This is a genomic window from Neolewinella agarilytica, assembly GCF_900110645.1.
In the GTDB taxonomy this organism is placed as follows: domain Bacteria; phylum Bacteroidota; class Bacteroidia; order Chitinophagales; family Saprospiraceae; genus Neolewinella; species Neolewinella agarilytica.
In genome coordinates, this window is sequence record NZ_FOFB01000021.1 from 98640 (window position 1) to 115137 (window position 16498).

Below are 16498 nucleotides of genomic sequence, written 5' to 3' on the forward strand. Positions count from 1 at the left end.
CTCCAGAATTCTACCATTCTAATCCCTTGAGTGTTGTGCCCCGCAAGCATACAGAAAACCTTCACCTTACCAACACCACCTCCCCTCTCCGATCGATTACCTGCCCGTTAATCAACTCTGCCCGCAGCTGAAAGACGTAGGTTCCCGTGCCGTGCTCCTCCCCCGCCCAGCCGGCGCCCTGGCTGGAGGTGTGGACGAGGTTCCCCCAGCGGTCATAGATCTCCACCTCGAGGAGGCGGGCGACCTCCGGCCCCAGGCCGGGCCGCCAGACATCGTTGACCCCGTCGCCATTGGGGCTAAAGGCGGTGGGCAGATACAAGCGGGGAGCGCTGTCGGACACCAAAAAGGACAGGCTGTCGGTAGCGACACAGCCCGCCGCCGTGGTGGCTTCCAGATGTACGCTGCCGGAGGTCAGCGGCTGCAGGCGGACGGTCGGGCAATCGGCGCAGGTCAGCGAGTCGGGGCTGCTCCAGCGATAGGTGGAAAGTCCGGTCGAGGAGGTTGGGGCCGTGGTCAGGGAGAGCTCGTCTCCGAGGCGAACGAAGGCTGGGCCAACGATCTCCACTCGCACCGGCGCTGCCTCCGGCAGCGTCACCTGGCGAAAGACCTCGCAGCCGGTGGAGTCCCGTAAGACGAACTGGTAGTTGCCGGCGGGAAGGCTGTCGGCAAGGTTGGGCCGAAAGGGGCCGTCGGGCAGCAACTTCAGACTGCCAGCGCCCGGAGGCGTGACAACGATGCGGCCGTCATGGCCATCAGGGCAAGTTGGTGGTATGACGGAGAAATCAATCCCGCTACCACCCGTTTCTTCGACTTTAATATTGAGTGTAGTGGGGTTGCAGCCCAGGGCATCATTAACGGTGAGTTGGTAATTCCCGGGCAGGAGGTTAGCCAGCGGACCATTGGCGGTGGGATCAGACCAGGTGTATCGGTAGGGGAATTCTCCGCCCGTAACGTCTACCCGCACCTCGGCCGTCCGCAGCCCGCAACGGCGAACAACCTGATAACGGCCCTCCGGCCCGTCGGAAACCGCCAACTCCAGTTGCTGAATCGAGTCGCAGCCCGGGATTAGCCCGGCGGTGGTGTCCGCATACACCCCGGAAATCGTTCGCCAGCGGCTGCCGATAAATACGGAGTCTCCCCGACAGATCGCCGTCCGTCCGAAGGTCCGGATGGAACAGTCTTCGCAGGAGACATCACAATCGTCAAAGACCGTTATCGTGCCGGGGCCGGAGGCTGAGTTGCGGGAGGGCCAGTCTTCGGCCTGCTCGGCAACCTGCAGGGGGATGGTTTCCCAGACGGCGGAGAGGGTGCTGACCGCAATGCTTAAGTCCTGGGTGCTTAGACAGGGATTATCCGTATTGCCGAGGGCATCCAGCTGCAACAGCATTCCTTCGCGGGGCCGCCCTTCGCTGAAGCCATAGGAGCCCAGAATGCTGATGCCGAAATCGTCAGCCAGCAACTGCTGGTTGGCGCGGAGGTAGATAGTGGCGTTGCCCGGCGGCTCGTAGGCGCGGGCCCAGACGACCTGTCCGGAAGCGTCAAGTTGGATCAGGAAGGGATCCCGCTTTCCGATGAGACGGAAGCCGTAGGCCAATAGTCCTCCGCGATAGGGAACCAGCTCTACGGCCTCTTCTCCGGTGTAGTTCGTGACGTCGTAGCGTCGGGTCCACAGCTCCGTCCCGCCGGTGGTGAAGGCTGCTAATAGCATGGAGGTATTCGTGGACCCCGTAATGTTGCCGATGTTTCCCCAGTGGAGGACGTAGACTACGTCGTTAACGACTTCCACGTCGAAGGACAATAAGCGGGCGGTAACGGAGCCGGATGCGGGGCCGCTTCTGGTCCATAGAGGCATACCTTCCGCGTTAAGGCGGCTGATGCCCGCGCGGGCATCGCGCGAGCGGCCGACACCGGAGATGTTGCCACAGGCGTACAACTCACCATCTGGCGTTTGCAGCACGTCGATGAAGCCTTCGTCTCCCAGGTGATCGTAGCGAAGGCTTGGGCTTACCTCCAACCCGGTTTGTGGATCCACCCGCATCAGGAGCGCAGAGTTGAACACCGGCGCGGGCGTACCAAAACGGCTGCCGCTGATCAGGTATTCATCATTGGCTGTGAGCTTGATGCCCGTTCCCTGGGAGGAAAAGTCCGCTACCCGCAGATACAGTACCCGGTCCGCCAGCGGATCATAGCGCAGCAGAAAAGCCTGCTGCAGATTAGGATCGTTGAAGACGGAACCAACGGCGGCGATCATCCCCTGCCGGTCAATGATGACCTCACCGATGGTAGACAGCTCCGTGCTCAGGCTGGGCCGGCTGATGGTGCGTCGCCAACGCAGTTCACCGGTGGCGCTGATACGGGAAAAGAAGAGGTCTCCGCCAACGGTTCCGCCCAGCAATACATCGCCACTCCCGCCGGTATAGCGAATGATGCTGGAGACGCGGACGTCCGCGCTGGTATCGTCCCTGAAGAAATGAGCAAAAGTTTCTCCGGTACATCCATCTCCCATTTGAGCCGTCAGGATGAGCGGCCAAAGCATAAGCCCCAGGAATAGTGTACGTAATGCAGGTAACATGATTCCGTGACAAGATACGGAATGGGATTGGGTAAGGATATTAACTGGGAGGATTGGATTTGTCGGATTGAAATAGGATGATTAGGAAAAATCCCTCCGCGTGAATAAATCGTCGCAAAGCGACCTGAGCAAAAGCAATTTTCACTTAGCCTTCAGGCAAAAAAAGAGAGGGCCCGATCTGAGATCGTACCCTCCTAGAAAAACACCTAAAACCCATATTCATATCATGAAAAACCTGTTTTTTTGCCTTTTGCCCGGATGCTGCTTCATTCAGCAGCGTTTCCCTCCGGAAGACACATTTCTGACGAACAGATTTTCATTTAGTAACACCCCTACTTACGTTATTAAACCGTTAAGAGGTTTTACACTTCTAAAAAACACCCCTAAAAAGACACTTTTTACAACAAAATGTCGATTTTAGGATTTTTAATTTTGCATTTTCTTCAAAATCAAAATTTAATTTTTCAATTATTTTATAAAATTGGTTGCCCAATCATGAGTGTATTGACTTTAGGAGGTGAAAAGCTATGGAAAAGAGGCTGGGAGCTGCTAAAAAGAGGCGCCGTAGACAAGCGTCACGACTTCAATCTTGCCGTTCTTTGCTCCGTTACGGCTTCCCTGCACCCGCGTTCGCGCACCCTTGTGTTACGGAAAGCACTGGAAGAGGAGGGGGAGCTTTGGTGCTACACCGACAAACGTTCAGAAAAAGCGGAGGCCGTTAATGCCGGACGAGACACCCTGAGCTGGACCTTTTGGTCTCCCCGCCACAATATTCAGTTTAATGGCTCGGGGAGGTCTCACTGGCTTGGAGCCGAAGAAAGTCAGCAGCTTTTTGCCGCACTACCCCGTCACTCCCGTAAAGCTTATGCAACCTTATCCGCTCCGGGTAGTCCGGCAGTTGAAGGAGACAGCGGCCTACCCACCGACTGGAAAAAGAGGAACCTTGCTGCCACCAACTACGCTGCAGACAATTTCGGGGTGCTCATCACCCACCTTACTGAGGTTGAAATACTGTTTCTTTCCCGGGACGGTCACCAACGCCTCAGCGCCAAAAGACAGCCATTCAGAACATGGGAGTTCCAATGGCTTGTTCCATAATTATCCGGAGGCTTATCTTTCAGGCGATGAAAAAGCCCATATTACTCTTCCTTTGCCTGAGCATTTCTATGGCTTTAGGCGCACAATCGTCTCTTTTTGACGCCCTTTACACCACTAAGGACACCGTTGAAATCGGACTGGAGACGGACTGGAAAGGCCTCTTCAAGAACAAGAAGAAAAAGATATACCAACCCATCACCTTTACGATCAATCGTCCTACAGGAGTCATCGTCCTGAGGGGAAAAGTGAGAACCCGTGGTCATATGCGCCTTCAGGTGTGTCAGAACCCCTCCCTCAAGATCAAGCTGAAGAAGCGGGACCTGCTCGCCGCCGGTTTCACGGAACTCAACGACATGAAATGTGTGCTACAGTGTTCCAGGGGCTCGCTCGGTAAGAGTTACCTTAAACGAGAGCGGATGGTCTACGAAATGCACCCGATCTTTAGCGATTTTCACCATCGGGTTATTCCCATCAGGCTAACACCGTCCGAAGGACTCAGAGGAGAAGACGCGTATATCGAAGCCATGTTCGTAGAAGATGAGGAACAGTTGGCTCAGCGATACGAAGCCCGTATTCTGGAGGCCAAGCGTGCCAGTACCGCCGGTTTAGATCGGGAATCTTACGTAAACATGTGTCTGTTTAACTATCTCATTCTGAACACCGACTGGCAGGTATTTAATTTACACAATGTAGAGTTCATCAATCCGAAGGGGAACCTCAAATTTATTCCCATCCCTTACGATTTTGATTACTCCGGCTTCGTAGGCACCAGTTATGCCGTCCCATTCGAAAGCCTGGGCATCAAGTCCGTCAATGAACCAAAGTGGTTGGGGAAAGACGTGACTGAAGAAGAAATGAAACGTGGCGCGGCACATTTCATCAGCAGAAAAGAAGAAGTTACCAGCTTCATCTCTGGCTACCCTACGCTTTCGGCCTCAGACAGAAAGCGACTGCTCAAGCGGCTGGACGCCTTCTACAACGTGATGGAAAATGAGAAGAAGTTATTGCGGCTGTTGAAGGGGTAAGCTAGTTTTGTAGTAATGTAGTTTTGTAGTGCTGTACTACCGGATACATTACTACAAAACTACATTACTACATTACTGTTTAAAGGCAAACTCAATCAGGTTAGCTCCCATGCGAAGTGCTGCCTGACGGATTTCCGGCGGGTCTTTGTGTACGGCTTCGTCTTCCCAGCCATCTCCCAGGTCACTCTGAACGGAGTAGTAGACCACTAACCGGTCTTCATAAAAGATGCCGTATCCAGCCGGAGCCTCTCCATCGTGCTCATGGATTTTTGGCGGTCCGGACTTAAAGTCAAAGGTTTGATGATACACCGGATGATCGAAGGGAAGCTCGACCATTTTCAGCTCGGGGAAGACTTGCTCCATGGCAATTCTTACGTAGACATCCATACCGTAGTTGTCATCGATGTGGAGGAATCCTCCGGCAATCAGGTAGTTGCGGAGGTTTTCCGCTTCCAGGGCGCTGAAGACGACGTTGCCGTGGCCCGTCATGTGTATCCAGGGGTAATTGTAGAGTTCGGCACTGCCGACTTCTACCGTGCCGTAGTCGATGGACAGTTCAGTACCCAGTTGGTCATTGCAGAAAGCGGCGAGGTTGGGTAAGGCGGTAGGGTTAGCGTACCAGTCACCACCACCATTGTATTTCAGAAGGCCCAGTCGCAGATCCTCCGTGGGTGGCGCGGGTGCGACAGCCGTAGCGGTAAAGGCAAGTAAAACGAGGGCAAAAAGTAGACGAAACATAAGGTTACCAGTTGAGCTGTTCGATGGTGTGCACGGCAGCAATGGCGGCCGTTTCTGTGCGGAGTCGGTTAGGGCCAAGGGAAACGAAACCGTAGTCCAGTGATTGGGCCAGGGCAGCTTCCTCCGGACTGAAGCCTCCTTCAGGGCCGACTGCAATGCTAACGTTATCGCCCCGTTGGTAGTTGTTCCGTAATAGAGGAGTTTCTTTCTCTCCGAGGTAGGCAAGCAGACGTAGATCGTTCAAATGAGTTTCCTCCAGTGCCTGCTGTAAGGGCAGGAGCTCGCCCAGCTCGGGCAGCCAGGCGCGGAGACTCTGCTTCATGGCAGATTCCAGAATCCGGTTGAGGCGATCCAGCCGAATACGTTTACGCTCCGAATGGTGGGTCAGAATTGGCTGAATACGGTCCACACCGATTTCGGTCGCTTTTTCCAGTATCCACTCAAAACGGTCGATATTTTTGGTAGGCGCCACGAGCAAGGTTGTCCGGTGGCCGGCACGGCTTACTTCGCGGCGGAGCTCGGTCACGTCCAGCAAGCATTCCCGTTTGGAGATGGCTTTCACTTCGGCGGAGAACCACCCTCCCCGGCCGTCTACCAGATCGAGTACATCCCCTACCCGCTTGCGCAACACCTGAAATGCATGACGGGCTTCTTCATCGCGCAGTGCGTGAATGCCGCTTTTCAGATCGGGGTCATAAAACAATTGCATACAAAAAGGGCCTAAGAATCAGGGGCTAGTTGACGGCGACAACGCCGTTAATCTCGGGGAGCCTGCGCTTGAGGGTTTCCTCTACGCCAGCCTTCATAGTCATGGCCGTCATGGAGCAGCCGTTGCAAGCGCCCAGCCATTTTATCTCCACAATTTTGCCATCGGAAACATCCACCACCTCGATGTTGCCACCATCTACTGCCAGGTGTGGCCGAACATCGTCCAGGGCGACATCTACTCGTGATATCCAGTCTTGTTTTTCGTCCGGCGTCATGGGCTTTTTACTATTTGTTGCAAAGGTAACAAATAGGTGGTGTGGTAGTTCTATAGTCTGGTGGTCTTGTAGTCTGGTAGTCTTGTAGGCTCCGCACGTTGGAGGTGTTGGAGGTGTTGTAGGCTCCTCACGTTGGAGGTGTTGGAGGTGTTGTAGGCTCCGCACGTTGGAGGCGTTGGAGGCGTTGGAGGCAAAATCACGCATTGCCACATTGCCGCCTGTACCGCCTACAAAATGCGGCAGCCTATAAGACCACGAGACTACAAGACCACCTACCTCTCTACCACAAAGCGATACCCCACCCCACGCAGCGTCAGGATTCGAACGGCCGGGTCATCTTCCAGCATGCTGCGTAGCTTGCGGACGTAGACGTCCAGATTGCGGGAATTGAAGAAGCCATCATCGTGCCAGAGTTCGAGAAGAATCGTTTTTCGTTCGATGACGGACTGCCCGCGGGCCCGCAGGAACAGCCGTAGCAGTTCGGCCTCCCGATGGCTGAGGGAATGCTCTTTAGGAGTGCCGGAGGTGGGATGAAAAGTGAGTCGCAGATTTGGATAGTCGAAGGTAAAGCGACCAAACGAGTAGTATTCCTCCTGACTACTCCGGGGCGCGGCCGCAGGTGCAGGGGAAGTTGAGGGAGCCGTGCCTTCCCGCATACTGACCAGGTTACGCATCCGCACTAACAACTCCTCCATGCTGAAGGGCTTACGTACGTAGTCATTCCCCCCTGCCTCGAAACCGGAGAGTACGTCTTTGGCCTGAGTTCTGGCCGTCAGGTAGAGGATTGGCAAATTGGGAAACTCTTTGCGCAGGCGATTGCCGATCGAGAAACCGTCCTCCCCCGGCAACTGAACATCTAATACCGCAATGTCGTATTCTCCGGCATTAGCCAAAGCCTTCCGGGCCTGCTTGCCATCAACAAACCAATCGATCTCACAGTCCCGGCTCTCCAGACTTTCTTTTACGATGCGGCCAAGTAGAGATTCGTCTTCTAGGTATAGGACTTTCACTTTGGTTCTTTGGTCTTTTGGTTCTTTGGTTCTTTGGGCTACCGCACATTGGAGGTGTTGGAGGTGTTGGTCTTTTGGTTCTTTGGGCTACCGCACATTGGAGGCGTTGGCCTTTTGGTTCTTTGGTTCTTTGGGCTACCGCACATTGGAGGCGTTGGAGGCGTTGGAGGTGCTGGAGGCAATATCGGAAATATTACACATTGTCGCTACTAAAATGTGGTAGTCTACTAACTTGTAGCTGATCTGGTTTGACTTAGGTATAACTCTCTTGCCGGGGTATTCTAACCGTAAACCGGGCACCGCCATCCGCGGTGTTGTCCACTTCAACCTGACCGCCGTGAGCATGGGCGACCTGACGAACGAAAGTAAGTCCGAGACCGTGTCCTTTGACCGCATGCCCTTCTCCCGGGCGGTAGATCCGGTAAAAGCGTTCAAAAATATTGTCCCGCTCTTCAGGAGGAATACCCGGTCCGTTATCGGTAATGGTCAGCACCGTCTCATGCGCCTGACCGGAGACCATGACGTCGATATTGAGTGGCCGGCCGCCGTACTTGCAGGCATTGTCCAGCAGGTTATAGACGAGGTGATGCCAGTAATGCGGGTCTACGTTGCAACGGACATCTCCGTAGGTCGCCAGGTGAAGGGCCTCCTCTGGTAGGTGGTAGCGCAGGGCGAGGCCCCGCCACGCCTCTGAGACAGAGGTAGACAAATTAGTAATTGCCGGCTGAATACGTTGGCTCAGGTCTCCGGCCTGCAGGGAGTCAATGGCGCGGTCGGCCATGTGGTTCAGGCGCCTGAGCTCCGCCTGGCCGATGGCCAGGTACTCCTGCCGGCGACCGGGGTCAGCATCCGCCCCGAAACTGTTGAGTGCTTCGAGCGCAACGCCAACCGTTGCGATGGGGGTTTTTAACTCGTGGGCAACGTTGGCCACCAGGGCATCTTTCTGCCGGAGCTGCTTCTCCTGCTCGAAAAGATTACGATAGGCAGAAGAGAAAGCAAAGCCCGTAGCCCCAAACAAGACAAAACCAAAGAGAAACTCCGGCAGTAAGCCCAATAATAAAGACGGGAAATAGTCAGCTATCATGAAGGCCGCCTTCACTTCAGACCCACGCCCAACGTGGCTGATTTGTACCATTCGGTCTTCTTTTTTCAGCGCACCGGCATTATTGGGGAAAAAGAGAGGCTGGAGATTAATGCCAAACTTTCGCTGAATGCTGTCCCGAACCGTTTCCGGCAACTTTTCCAGAGAGATCTTCTTGTCTTCGAAGAAAAAATGCGATGTCGCTTGCTCCCGGCCGTCCACAAAAACGGTGATCGCTGCACTTTCCGGCGATCCATCTCTGTTTCTTTCAATGCGTTCGATATGGAAACTTCCCTGGGGCGAGGAGACGGATTTAACCGTTCCCAGGCGAACACCTGATTTATGGTATTCTTCATCAAATAAGATGGCCCGCATGGAGGCATAGACAAAATCCTCCGTAACCATTCTGTTCATCTCTGCCTCCACCTGATCCCGCAGGCTGGCCATATCCTTATTGAAAGATTGCACCCACCACACACCCAAAAAGGCAGCGATGAGCATCATGATAAAAGAGAACGTGTATAATAATCTTTTCATAATTACAGCATTCCGTTTTTTAGTCGGGCAGGATGGCCTCTGCAAGAAGAACACCGGAGGGATAAAAAACGATCGCCTCCGGTATTCACTAATGATTGCTCCACAAAGAAAGGCGGCTAAAAACCTGATTCCAAGCCAATTAACCTTTATTAACCTTGTTTGGGAAGGAGTAACCTTGCTCAAATATCCAGCAGGGTAAATTTGTGTCTGTAAGGGGGTGAAGCCCTTGCTTTTTTCAACCTTCCTTTGCACCTGCGTGCGCGCCAGCCGATAAAACACTACGTCTGGCCCGAAATCCACTACTATGAGAATTTTTACCACCCTGCTTTTACTCGCCCTTTGTGTCAGCCTTTTCGGCCAGGTCAAATACGGGCAAATCGAATACCTGCAAACCAACGAGATGTCCTTTTCCATGGATGGAGAAGAGGACGAAGAAGCGGAAGCCCAGAATAAGCAAATACGGGAGATGATCGCCAAGATGTCTGCCTCGGGTGCTTTCAATAAAAACTACACCGCCACCTTCTCGCCTACGGAGTTCAACTGTGTGCAACAAGTGAAACCACCAGCGGAAATGCGCACGGAATCAGCAGGTGGAGCCGTAATGGTCGTGATGACCGGCGGTGATGATCCGCTACACTACTACACCCAAACGGAAAACAACACCATCCTTAACAAGGACATGATCATGGACAAAGCTTTCCTTGTATCAGGAGAGGAAGCGCCGCTGGAATGGACGATCACGGACGAAAAGGTAGCTCCCAGCGAAGCCACCGTAGGACTCGATCTGAAGATTGCTACGGCCGTCACGCCCCTGGGTGACACCCTCATTGCCGGTTTTGCCCCCTCCGTCCCCGTTCAGGTTGGCCCGAAAAACTATTACGGTCTTCCTGGCGCCATCATTACGCTGGAAATCCCCAATGGCAAATCAAAGACGGTATTTCGGGCTACCAAGATTACTTTAAGCCCCGACCCTCTGCCCATTTCACAACCGGACGATGGCAAAAAAATCAGTCTCGAAAAGTTCCGGGCGGAGAAAATTAAGCGCGATAAAACGATGAGAAAAACCAAAAGGACCGTAAGGGGATAAGGGCTTTTCCATCTATTCACAAATGATTAACAGCGCTCAGGGTGCGAAGGCTTAAACGTTTCCGTTCTCAGATCGTCGAGTTAACCGTAGGAATGGTCGAAAAGAATACTATAAGTAGACTCTTCTTCGGAACATTATGATCCCAATGCATCTTAAGTGAGCATAAACTAAGTCCTTCATTGTATGCGCAACCTTTTCTCTTATTTCCTGATGGCACTCTTCATCCTTGCCATTCAGCCCTTATCCGCTCAAATTACCAGCGGTACTATTAACTATAACGAAAGCTTCACTTTTGACCTTGGTGACTGGATGCCAGCCGACCGGAAAAAGGAAATGGAAAAGCGAATGGCCGAAGGAGAATTTGACCGGACGGGTCAGCTCACCTTCACGTCAGAGGCCTTCACCTACGGCCAGCTTCCGCCTGACGAGTCAAAAGGAAGAGCCGGCGGATGGTGGAACCGTCAGCAGGAAAACCCTGACCTCTATTACATTAATATGAAAGACTCAATGGTGACGGACCGCCGAAACGTAATGGACCGTGCCTTTGTGATGCACGATAAGTGGATCGCGCCGGAGTGGAACATTGCCAACATGAAAGTAGGCATGAAGGAGATTCCCCTGCCCACCCAACTTGCTACTGCTGTCAGTATTGAAGGTGACACCTTAACGGCTTACTTCACCCCCAGCATTCCGCTGGGTATTGGCCCGAAGGGCTACGGGGGCTTGCCCGGTGCAATCGTTTATCTGAAAGTACAGCGTGACGGTCGTACCGTAGAATACACCATGACCACCATGCAGCCCAGTGGCACCCCGCTGGAAATCACTCCTCCCGAAAGTAAGGACGTTATCGACCGCAAAGAGTTTGACAAGCAAATGAAGCGCGCCACTGAAATGATGGAGCGCCGCCGCAGAGGCTGGGAGCGAAGCCGTGGCTAATCTCCCTGACTGACCAAACACCTGAAAACTGCCGATCACCTGGCAGTTTACCGACCCTGGCCATTGTGGACCAGGGTCGGTAAAATTCTCTTTTTTTCTCCAGATCGCCTGATTGGCGTAGCCCATTTTCCATATGAAACACTTGTTTACCTGTTTACTCCTGGCCTTTTCCGGCTTCCTTTTTGCTCAGGCAGAAATTTCTGCTACCGTAATTGATTCCAGCGGCCTTACGCTGCCCGGCGCCAACGCAGTACTGCTTAGATCTTCGGATAGCCTGCTAACTGCCTTTGGCACCACTGACGACAAGGGTGTCTTCCTGATGCAGAACGTTCCTGCTGGCAAGTACCTCCTTAGGGTTACCTTCCTGGGCTATGAGCGCCCTGATCAGGACATCACCGTCACGAGTGACGACCAGTATTTCGGCCTGGGTGAGCTTAAGATGTACCCCGCCGGCTTTTTCCTCAATGGCATTGAGGTTACGGCGGATCGTATTCCGATCCGCATGAAAGGAGATACGATGATGTATGACGCCGACGCCTTTGCTGTAGGAGATAATGCCGTCGTGGAGGACCTCATTCGCCGTCTGCCGGGCATGAGTGTTGACGCCGCAGGAAACATCACCTGGAGGGGGAAGCCCATCAGTGAGGTAATGATCAACGGCAAGCCCTTCTTTGCCGGCAACTCTACCCTGCTGACACAAAACCTGGACGCTAAGGCCATCAAAAACGTCGAGGTCTACGATCAAAAAACAGACTCCGAAGAAATCAGTGGAATCGATGACGGCAATGAAAATATGACCGTTAACCTGGAAATGAAGGAGGATTTCAAAGCAAAAGTATTCGGGGAAGTCTACGCTGGCATCGGCACCACCGACCGATACCAGACGGGAGGTAAGATTTTCCGCATCAGCGATGCGACACAAATCGGCGTTCTTGGAACCATTAACAACATCAACAAAGTTGGTTTCTCCGGTGATGAAATTTCCGGCTTTAACGGCAGCTCCGGGCGTGGCGGTGGCTTCCGTTGGGGCGGAGGAGGAGATGGCCGCCTGGCGTTTGACAGCGGTAATGCTACGGGAGACAACCGAAGTATTGCCAGCGGTATCAACTTTGGCCGGTCCATCGGTAAGAACGGTCAGCTGACTGCTGACTACGCGCTCTTTGACCGTGAGCAAGCCCAGGACGCCACCACCCTGCAGGCCTTCAACCGGGCGAATGACCGACGGATAGTAGAGACCCTGGAGGGGAATAACACTGCCAACTACAGCCACCGGCTGGGCTTTGAATACCGGCACAAGCTGGACAGTACCTCCCGCCTGCGAATCAATGGTGCCGGCACGCTGATTGGTGGCGACAACCTGAGTAATGCTACGACCACCATCAATAACGAAGGGGTTCTTATTGATGACTACACCGTCCGGCAACTCGACCGCAATGAGCGCCCAGGCGGCAATATCTCTTTACGCTACAATCGTGGAGATAGTGGTGGGCGAAGAGGTGGCTTTGGAGGTCCGCCAAGCGGAAAACCTGCCCGTACTTTTGAGTTCAATGCCAACGCCAGTTACACCGAAAACCAGTCCGACCTGGACCTGACGGTAGCTGACCTGAATGAAGGGGGGCAGATGTTCGTCGGTGCACTCGCCAACGGCACACAAACTCAGGACCGCAGAACGAATACATTAAACTACGGCGTGTCCGGCAGCGTGACGGAGCCACTGTCCAAAAATTTACGCCTGCGCGTAGGTGCCGGCTATGGTCTGGATTCTGACGAAGGAGACTATCGCTTCCAACTTGAAGAACAATCCGCCATTAACCTGCTGAACCGAGACTGGGCAACCCTGGAAGGGGAAGTGAGTCTGATCCGCACTATTGGTCAGGGTGGCAATGTTTCCATAGGTACTAACTATGAACGTAACCAGCTCACCTTGTCAGGTGATGACGCACGGGACGAGTCCTTTAGTTACCTCCTACCCTTCGTACGTTTCCGTAAGCGACTGAAAAAAGGGTTCTTCAGTGCTAACTTCAACAGCAGCGCAAATGCTCCTTCCATTACCCAGTTACAGACCATTGCCGAGCCAGGCGTGAGCGGGCGGGTAACTATTGGTAATCCTAACCTGGAGCCGGCAACAAACTACAGCTTCAATACTTACCTCTGGTACAACGATCAGTTCCGGGCCATCAGTGCTAACGCTAATGTTTATGCGACATACACCGACAATGCCTTTGGTAATGCGATTACCTTCACTGACGGCCAGCAGATTTACCAGGCCATCAACGTTGGGCACTCCTGGCAGGGAGGACTGTTTACCGGAACAACAATCGGGATGAACTTCATCAACGGAGAACTCCGCGTAGAAGGTAGTCTCAATGGTAGCCGTGGCGAAGGTTTCGTTGACACTGAAAGCCGCATCAATACCAGTATTGGATACAACGTTGGCGCTAACATTACCACCGAGCTCAACGAAGATAGCTACATCAAAGTCGGCTATACGCTCAATGAGTTCACCAACAGCTTTTCCGGAGACGAAGGAATCACCACCTCTCAGCTCACCCACAACTTCCTTACCCAATTCGAACTGGAAGTAAGCCCCAAGTGGCGGTTTGAAAGCCGTTTCCTTTACAGCCTGTTCCCGGAGTCAGATTTCGCAGCAGAGCAGTCGATTCCGGATTTACGTTTGAGCCTGGAGCTTCGCCCCTTCCGTAAGAAGCGCCACTTCCTCCGCATCTCAGCCTCTGACTTATTTAACCAGAACACCATCATTAACCGGAACGTCCAGCCATTCGTTACGACGGAGACAACGGCCAACGGACTGGGGCGTTACTTCCTGGCTACTTTCCACTACAAGATCTAGTACAGTGTAAGAAATGAAGTAAGCCCGGCGAAGAATGCGCCACTAATCCGCGGCACAGCCCCTTCTGCCTGATAATTACTCCTGCGAATGCGTGAACGACCCTGGTGTCCGTTCACGCATTCGTTTTTTAGCTCTCGTTGCCCCTATTTTAGTGCATTACTGCGGTAGCCCGCCGTGCCAATGAGCCAACCCACCAACATTTTCATAGAGAGCGATCTCACCTTTTCCTTTCCCGCCGAATGGGTAATCAGGAAGTTCGACGATACGGTCGCCTACCAAAGCCTGAGTGGTCATGGATTAAAGGGAGTAGACTTTATTGCCCTTTCTCCTGATGGCAAATTATGGTTGATGGAGGTCAAAAATTACCGCCCCAGAAATGATGAGAGCGGGCGCGAACATCGTGCCATTCGCCGTCGGCCGCAGGAACTGGCGGAGCACGTGGCACGGAAATTTAGTGATACCCGTCGGCTTATCCGAATCGTCAATTCGTCCCTGAGAAGGGTCTGGTGGCGGAGAGCCTGGCTCTGGTATCTGGAACGTATCCGGCCTGATGGGAAGTCCAACTATTGGTTCTGGTCGGAAGCTTTCCGCCGGGCAAATAAGCCCGAAAATATCGTTTTCGTTCTATGGATGGAAACACCCGAGGAACCTGATAATTACGATGAAGCTACCCGCAAGGCATTGTCCAGCCTGCTTGAACCAACGGCTCAACTATTCGTAGCCGAGGCAGAACGGGATATGGGGCTCCCCATTCGGGTGGTCTGAACCCGTTTAGCGGTACCTAAATCAGGAAAGCCTTCTCTTCTTACACCTTCCTTCTCGCCCGCTCTTCCCGCAGCATTTTCAACTCCCGGCCCATTTCTCCGGTTACCGAGGTGTTCTCCTGCGCCCGCCGCACGAGATAAGGCAAAACTTCCTTTACGGGGCCGTACACCAGGTACTTGCTCACATTATAGCCTCCTGCTGCCAGATTAAACGTCAGATTACCACTCATTCCCAATAACTGGGCAAAGTGAATGTGGGGATGGTTCCGGGGAATTTCTTTTTCCTTAAGTAACTCCGTCCCCAGGCGGGTAGACTCCTCATTATGCGTACCAAGGCAAGCGCATATACTCGTGATATTGTCAATACAGTAGGCCACCGCAGCATTATAATCATCGTGCGTAGCCTGCAGACTGGGCTGGATTGGCGAAGGATATCCCATTTCTTCCGCTCTGGCGTTTTCTTTCACCATGTAAGCGCCACGCACCAACTTAGCACCCAGTTTATAGCCTTCCCGCCTGGCCTTTTCATGGCTGTCTTTCAAAAATTGCAACCTGTCATGCCGGTACAACTGATAAGTGTTCAGCACCACTACCCTTTCCCGGTTATACTGCGCCATCATCCGGTCAGCAAAAGTGTCAATACTGTTTTGCATCCAGCTTTCTTCGGCGTCAATGTAGACCTGAACGCCTTTCTTTTCAGCCTGAGCACAGATGGCCTCCAGGCGTCGAAGGGTCGCCTGCAATTCACCGTCGGTCGTGTCGTACTCAAAGCTTTTGTCGTTGAGTTGAATCAACATGTCATCAGGGGCCAGGCCACTGATTTTTACCACAACGGCAATTGCAGCAGGAGCTTCTGCGCTAAAATCGATGCCCCGCAGTACCTCCTTCATGAAGTTATTATAATCTTCGGTCGTACTCTTTGCTTCAGCACCGTAATCCAGTAAGCTGGTTACCCCCCGCTCGTGCAGGCGCTCGATCTTGGGTAAGGCGGAAACCAGGCTGGTTCCGCCCACAAACTGTCGGTAAATGGTGTTCTTCACACCCCAGGCAGCTCCGGGAATCCCCCACTTGACGGCCGAGACGCCCAGACCAGACATAATGTTGGTCAGCCAGTCCTTTCCCATCAGCGAAAACATCAGGGAGGCGTCCCGTAACTCCTTGTCCGACAAGTGGCGAAACGTTTCTTCTGTGTTACTGAAATCAGGTAACGGAAGTTCACCTTCCGCTTTGACAAAGGCGTCCCGGGCAGCTTCAGCCAGTGGGAATTGCTTGACGGGTCCTCCGGATTTTTTCATGTGGTGGTTTGGCTAGGCAGGTTATCAACTATTGGGTAAACGTACAACGCGAAGTTGGGTTTTCAATAGTGCTGCTGAAAGATTCTTTGGGCGCAGTACGCAGGTGCAGGCTTCTGAATGAGAAAGCAGGAGAGCTTCTCCGTTGAAGATCCGGATTCCTACCGGAGTGCGCAATCAGTCCTTCAGCTGTCCGGTCCCATCGCAAACCTTGCAGTTATTTCGGTCGCCCCTCGTTCCAATCCAATATCCTTTTCCTTTACAGTTGTTACATTTTTTGGTGTTCAACGAGTTTACCACCAATTTCCCCAGGAATAACAGGCCACCCAGAAAGAGGAATACAATTATAATTCTAAGCATAAGTAAGTTGGTTGGCAAAGTCTTATTCGACGATATGCGTTTTTAGCCATTCTTCTCCTTCTTTGTCTAAGAGCGTGTCTAAAATTATGATTTCTTCGATATAAAGGCTGTCAGTCGTATTTTGTAAGTCGCCAAACTATACAGAATATGACCAAGCAGTGGGC

General features: G+C 52.9%; 13 protein-coding genes. 6 read left to right on the top strand and 7 right to left on the bottom strand.

What is annotated here, in order from left to right; all coding sequences use genetic code 11:
* Window positions 1-61 precede the first annotated feature (61 nt).
* Window positions 62-2572: a T9SS type B sorting domain-containing protein gene (locus tag BM123_RS17390; RefSeq protein ID WP_090171036.1), complete on the bottom strand. Its 2511-nt coding sequence runs from the start codon at window positions 2570-2572 to the stop codon at window positions 62-64.
* Window positions 2573-3067: 495 nt separating this feature from the next.
* On the opposite strand from BM123_RS17390, the gene BM123_RS17395 reads away from it, so the two are divergent.
* Together BM123_RS17395 and BM123_RS17400 are read left to right on the top strand one after the other, a co-directional pair.
* Window positions 3068-3670 carry a hypothetical protein gene (locus tag BM123_RS17395; RefSeq protein ID WP_175489442.1) on the top strand — a complete coding sequence of 201 codons (603 nt, stop codon included), beginning with the start codon at window positions 3068-3070 and terminating at the stop codon, window positions 3668-3670.
* A 26-nt stretch (window positions 3671-3696) separates the two neighbouring features.
* Window positions 3697-4695 (top strand): CotH family protein, encoded by a 999-nt coding sequence (locus tag BM123_RS17400; protein WP_090171042.1) that lies wholly within the window; start codon window positions 3697-3699, stop codon window positions 4693-4695.
* A gap of 72 nt (window positions 4696-4767) precedes the next feature.
* Here BM123_RS17400 and BM123_RS17405 read toward each other — a convergent pair whose 3' ends face one another.
* The 5 genes from BM123_RS17405 to BM123_RS17425 form a co-directional block, all read right to left on the bottom strand.
* A complete protein-coding gene (locus BM123_RS17405) occupies window positions 4768-5433 on the bottom strand; it encodes a DUF4159 domain-containing protein (protein ID WP_090171046.1) in 666 nt (221 codons plus the stop codon).
* Window positions 5434-5437: 4 nt separating this feature from the next.
* Entirely contained in the window at window positions 5438-6142 is a 705-nt protein-coding gene (locus BM123_RS17410) for an RsmE family RNA methyltransferase (protein ID WP_090171049.1), read from the bottom strand.
* Window positions 6143-6167: 25 nt separating this feature from the next.
* Entirely contained in the window at window positions 6168-6416 is a 249-nt protein-coding gene (locus BM123_RS17415; RefSeq protein WP_090171052.1) for a NifU family protein, read from the bottom strand.
* A 272-nt stretch (window positions 6417-6688) separates the two neighbouring features.
* Window positions 6689-7426, bottom strand: a complete 738-nt coding sequence (locus BM123_RS17420; protein ID WP_090171055.1) for a response regulator transcription factor — start codon at window positions 7424-7426, stop codon at window positions 6689-6691.
* A gap of 253 nt (window positions 7427-7679) precedes the next feature.
* Window positions 7680-9044 (bottom strand): sensor histidine kinase, encoded by a 1365-nt coding sequence (locus tag BM123_RS17425; protein WP_175489443.1) that lies wholly within the window; start codon window positions 9042-9044, stop codon window positions 7680-7682.
* A 304-nt stretch (window positions 9045-9348) separates the two neighbouring features.
* Between BM123_RS17425 and BM123_RS17430 the strand changes: the two genes are divergently transcribed.
* From BM123_RS17430 to BM123_RS17445, 4 genes are all read left to right on the top strand, one after another.
* Window positions 9349-10131, top strand: a complete 783-nt coding sequence (locus tag BM123_RS17430; protein ID WP_090171061.1) for a GLPGLI family protein — start codon at window positions 9349-9351, stop codon at window positions 10129-10131.
* Between the two features lie 183 nt (window positions 10132-10314).
* On the top strand, window positions 10315-11067 hold the full coding sequence (locus BM123_RS17435; RefSeq protein WP_090171064.1) for a GLPGLI family protein: 753 nt from the start codon (window positions 10315-10317) through the stop codon (window positions 11065-11067).
* A 133-nt stretch (window positions 11068-11200) separates the two neighbouring features.
* Window positions 11201-13918, top strand: a complete 2718-nt coding sequence (locus BM123_RS17440) for a TonB-dependent receptor (protein WP_090171066.1) — start codon at window positions 11201-11203, stop codon at window positions 13916-13918.
* Window positions 13919-14098: 180 nt separating this feature from the next.
* Entirely contained in the window at window positions 14099-14683 is a 585-nt protein-coding gene (locus tag BM123_RS17445) for a hypothetical protein (RefSeq protein WP_090171069.1), read from the top strand.
* Between the two features lie 40 nt (window positions 14684-14723).
* Here the strand turns inward: BM123_RS17445 and BM123_RS17450 are convergent, their stop codons facing one another.
* Window positions 14724-15977: a proline dehydrogenase family protein gene (locus BM123_RS17450; protein WP_090171072.1), complete on the bottom strand. Its 1254-nt coding sequence runs from the start codon at window positions 15975-15977 to the stop codon at window positions 14724-14726.
* Window positions 15978-16498 lie beyond the last annotated feature (521 nt).

Excerpts from the sequence above, each read along its gene's own strand:
- BM123_RS17395 (WP_175489442.1), top strand. The coding sequence starts at position 3,068 with ATGAGTGTATTGACTTTAGGAGGTGAAAAGCTATGGAAAAGAGGCTGG.
- BM123_RS17450 (WP_090171072.1), bottom strand. The coding sequence starts at position 15,977 with ATGAAAAAATCCGGAGGACCCGTCAAGCAATTCCCACTGGCTGAAGCT.
- BM123_RS17430 (WP_090171061.1), top strand. The coding sequence starts at position 9,349 with ATGAGAATTTTTACCACCCTGCTTTTACTCGCCCTTTGTGTCAGCCTT.
- BM123_RS17440 (WP_090171066.1), top strand. The coding sequence starts at position 11,201 with ATGAAACACTTGTTTACCTGTTTACTCCTGGCCTTTTCCGGCTTCCTT.
- BM123_RS17400 (WP_090171042.1), top strand. The coding sequence starts at position 3,697 with ATGAAAAAGCCCATATTACTCTTCCTTTGCCTGAGCATTTCTATGGCT.
- BM123_RS17445 (WP_090171069.1), top strand. The coding sequence starts at position 14,099 with ATGAGCCAACCCACCAACATTTTCATAGAGAGCGATCTCACCTTTTCC.
- BM123_RS17410 (WP_090171049.1), bottom strand. The coding sequence starts at position 6,142 with ATGCAATTGTTTTATGACCCCGATCTGAAAAGCGGCATTCACGCACTG.
- BM123_RS17435 (WP_090171064.1), top strand. The coding sequence starts at position 10,315 with ATGCGCAACCTTTTCTCTTATTTCCTGATGGCACTCTTCATCCTTGCC.
- BM123_RS17405 (WP_090171046.1), bottom strand. The coding sequence starts at position 5,433 with ATGTTTCGTCTACTTTTTGCCCTCGTTTTACTTGCCTTTACCGCTACG.
- BM123_RS17415 (WP_090171052.1), bottom strand. The coding sequence starts at position 6,416 with ATGACGCCGGACGAAAAACAAGACTGGATATCACGAGTAGATGTCGCC.
- BM123_RS17390 (WP_090171036.1), bottom strand. The coding sequence starts at position 2,572 with ATGTTACCTGCATTACGTACACTATTCCTGGGGCTTATGCTTTGGCCG.
- BM123_RS17425 (WP_175489443.1), bottom strand. The coding sequence starts at position 9,044 with ATGAAAAGATTATTATACACGTTCTCTTTTATCATGATGCTCATCGCT.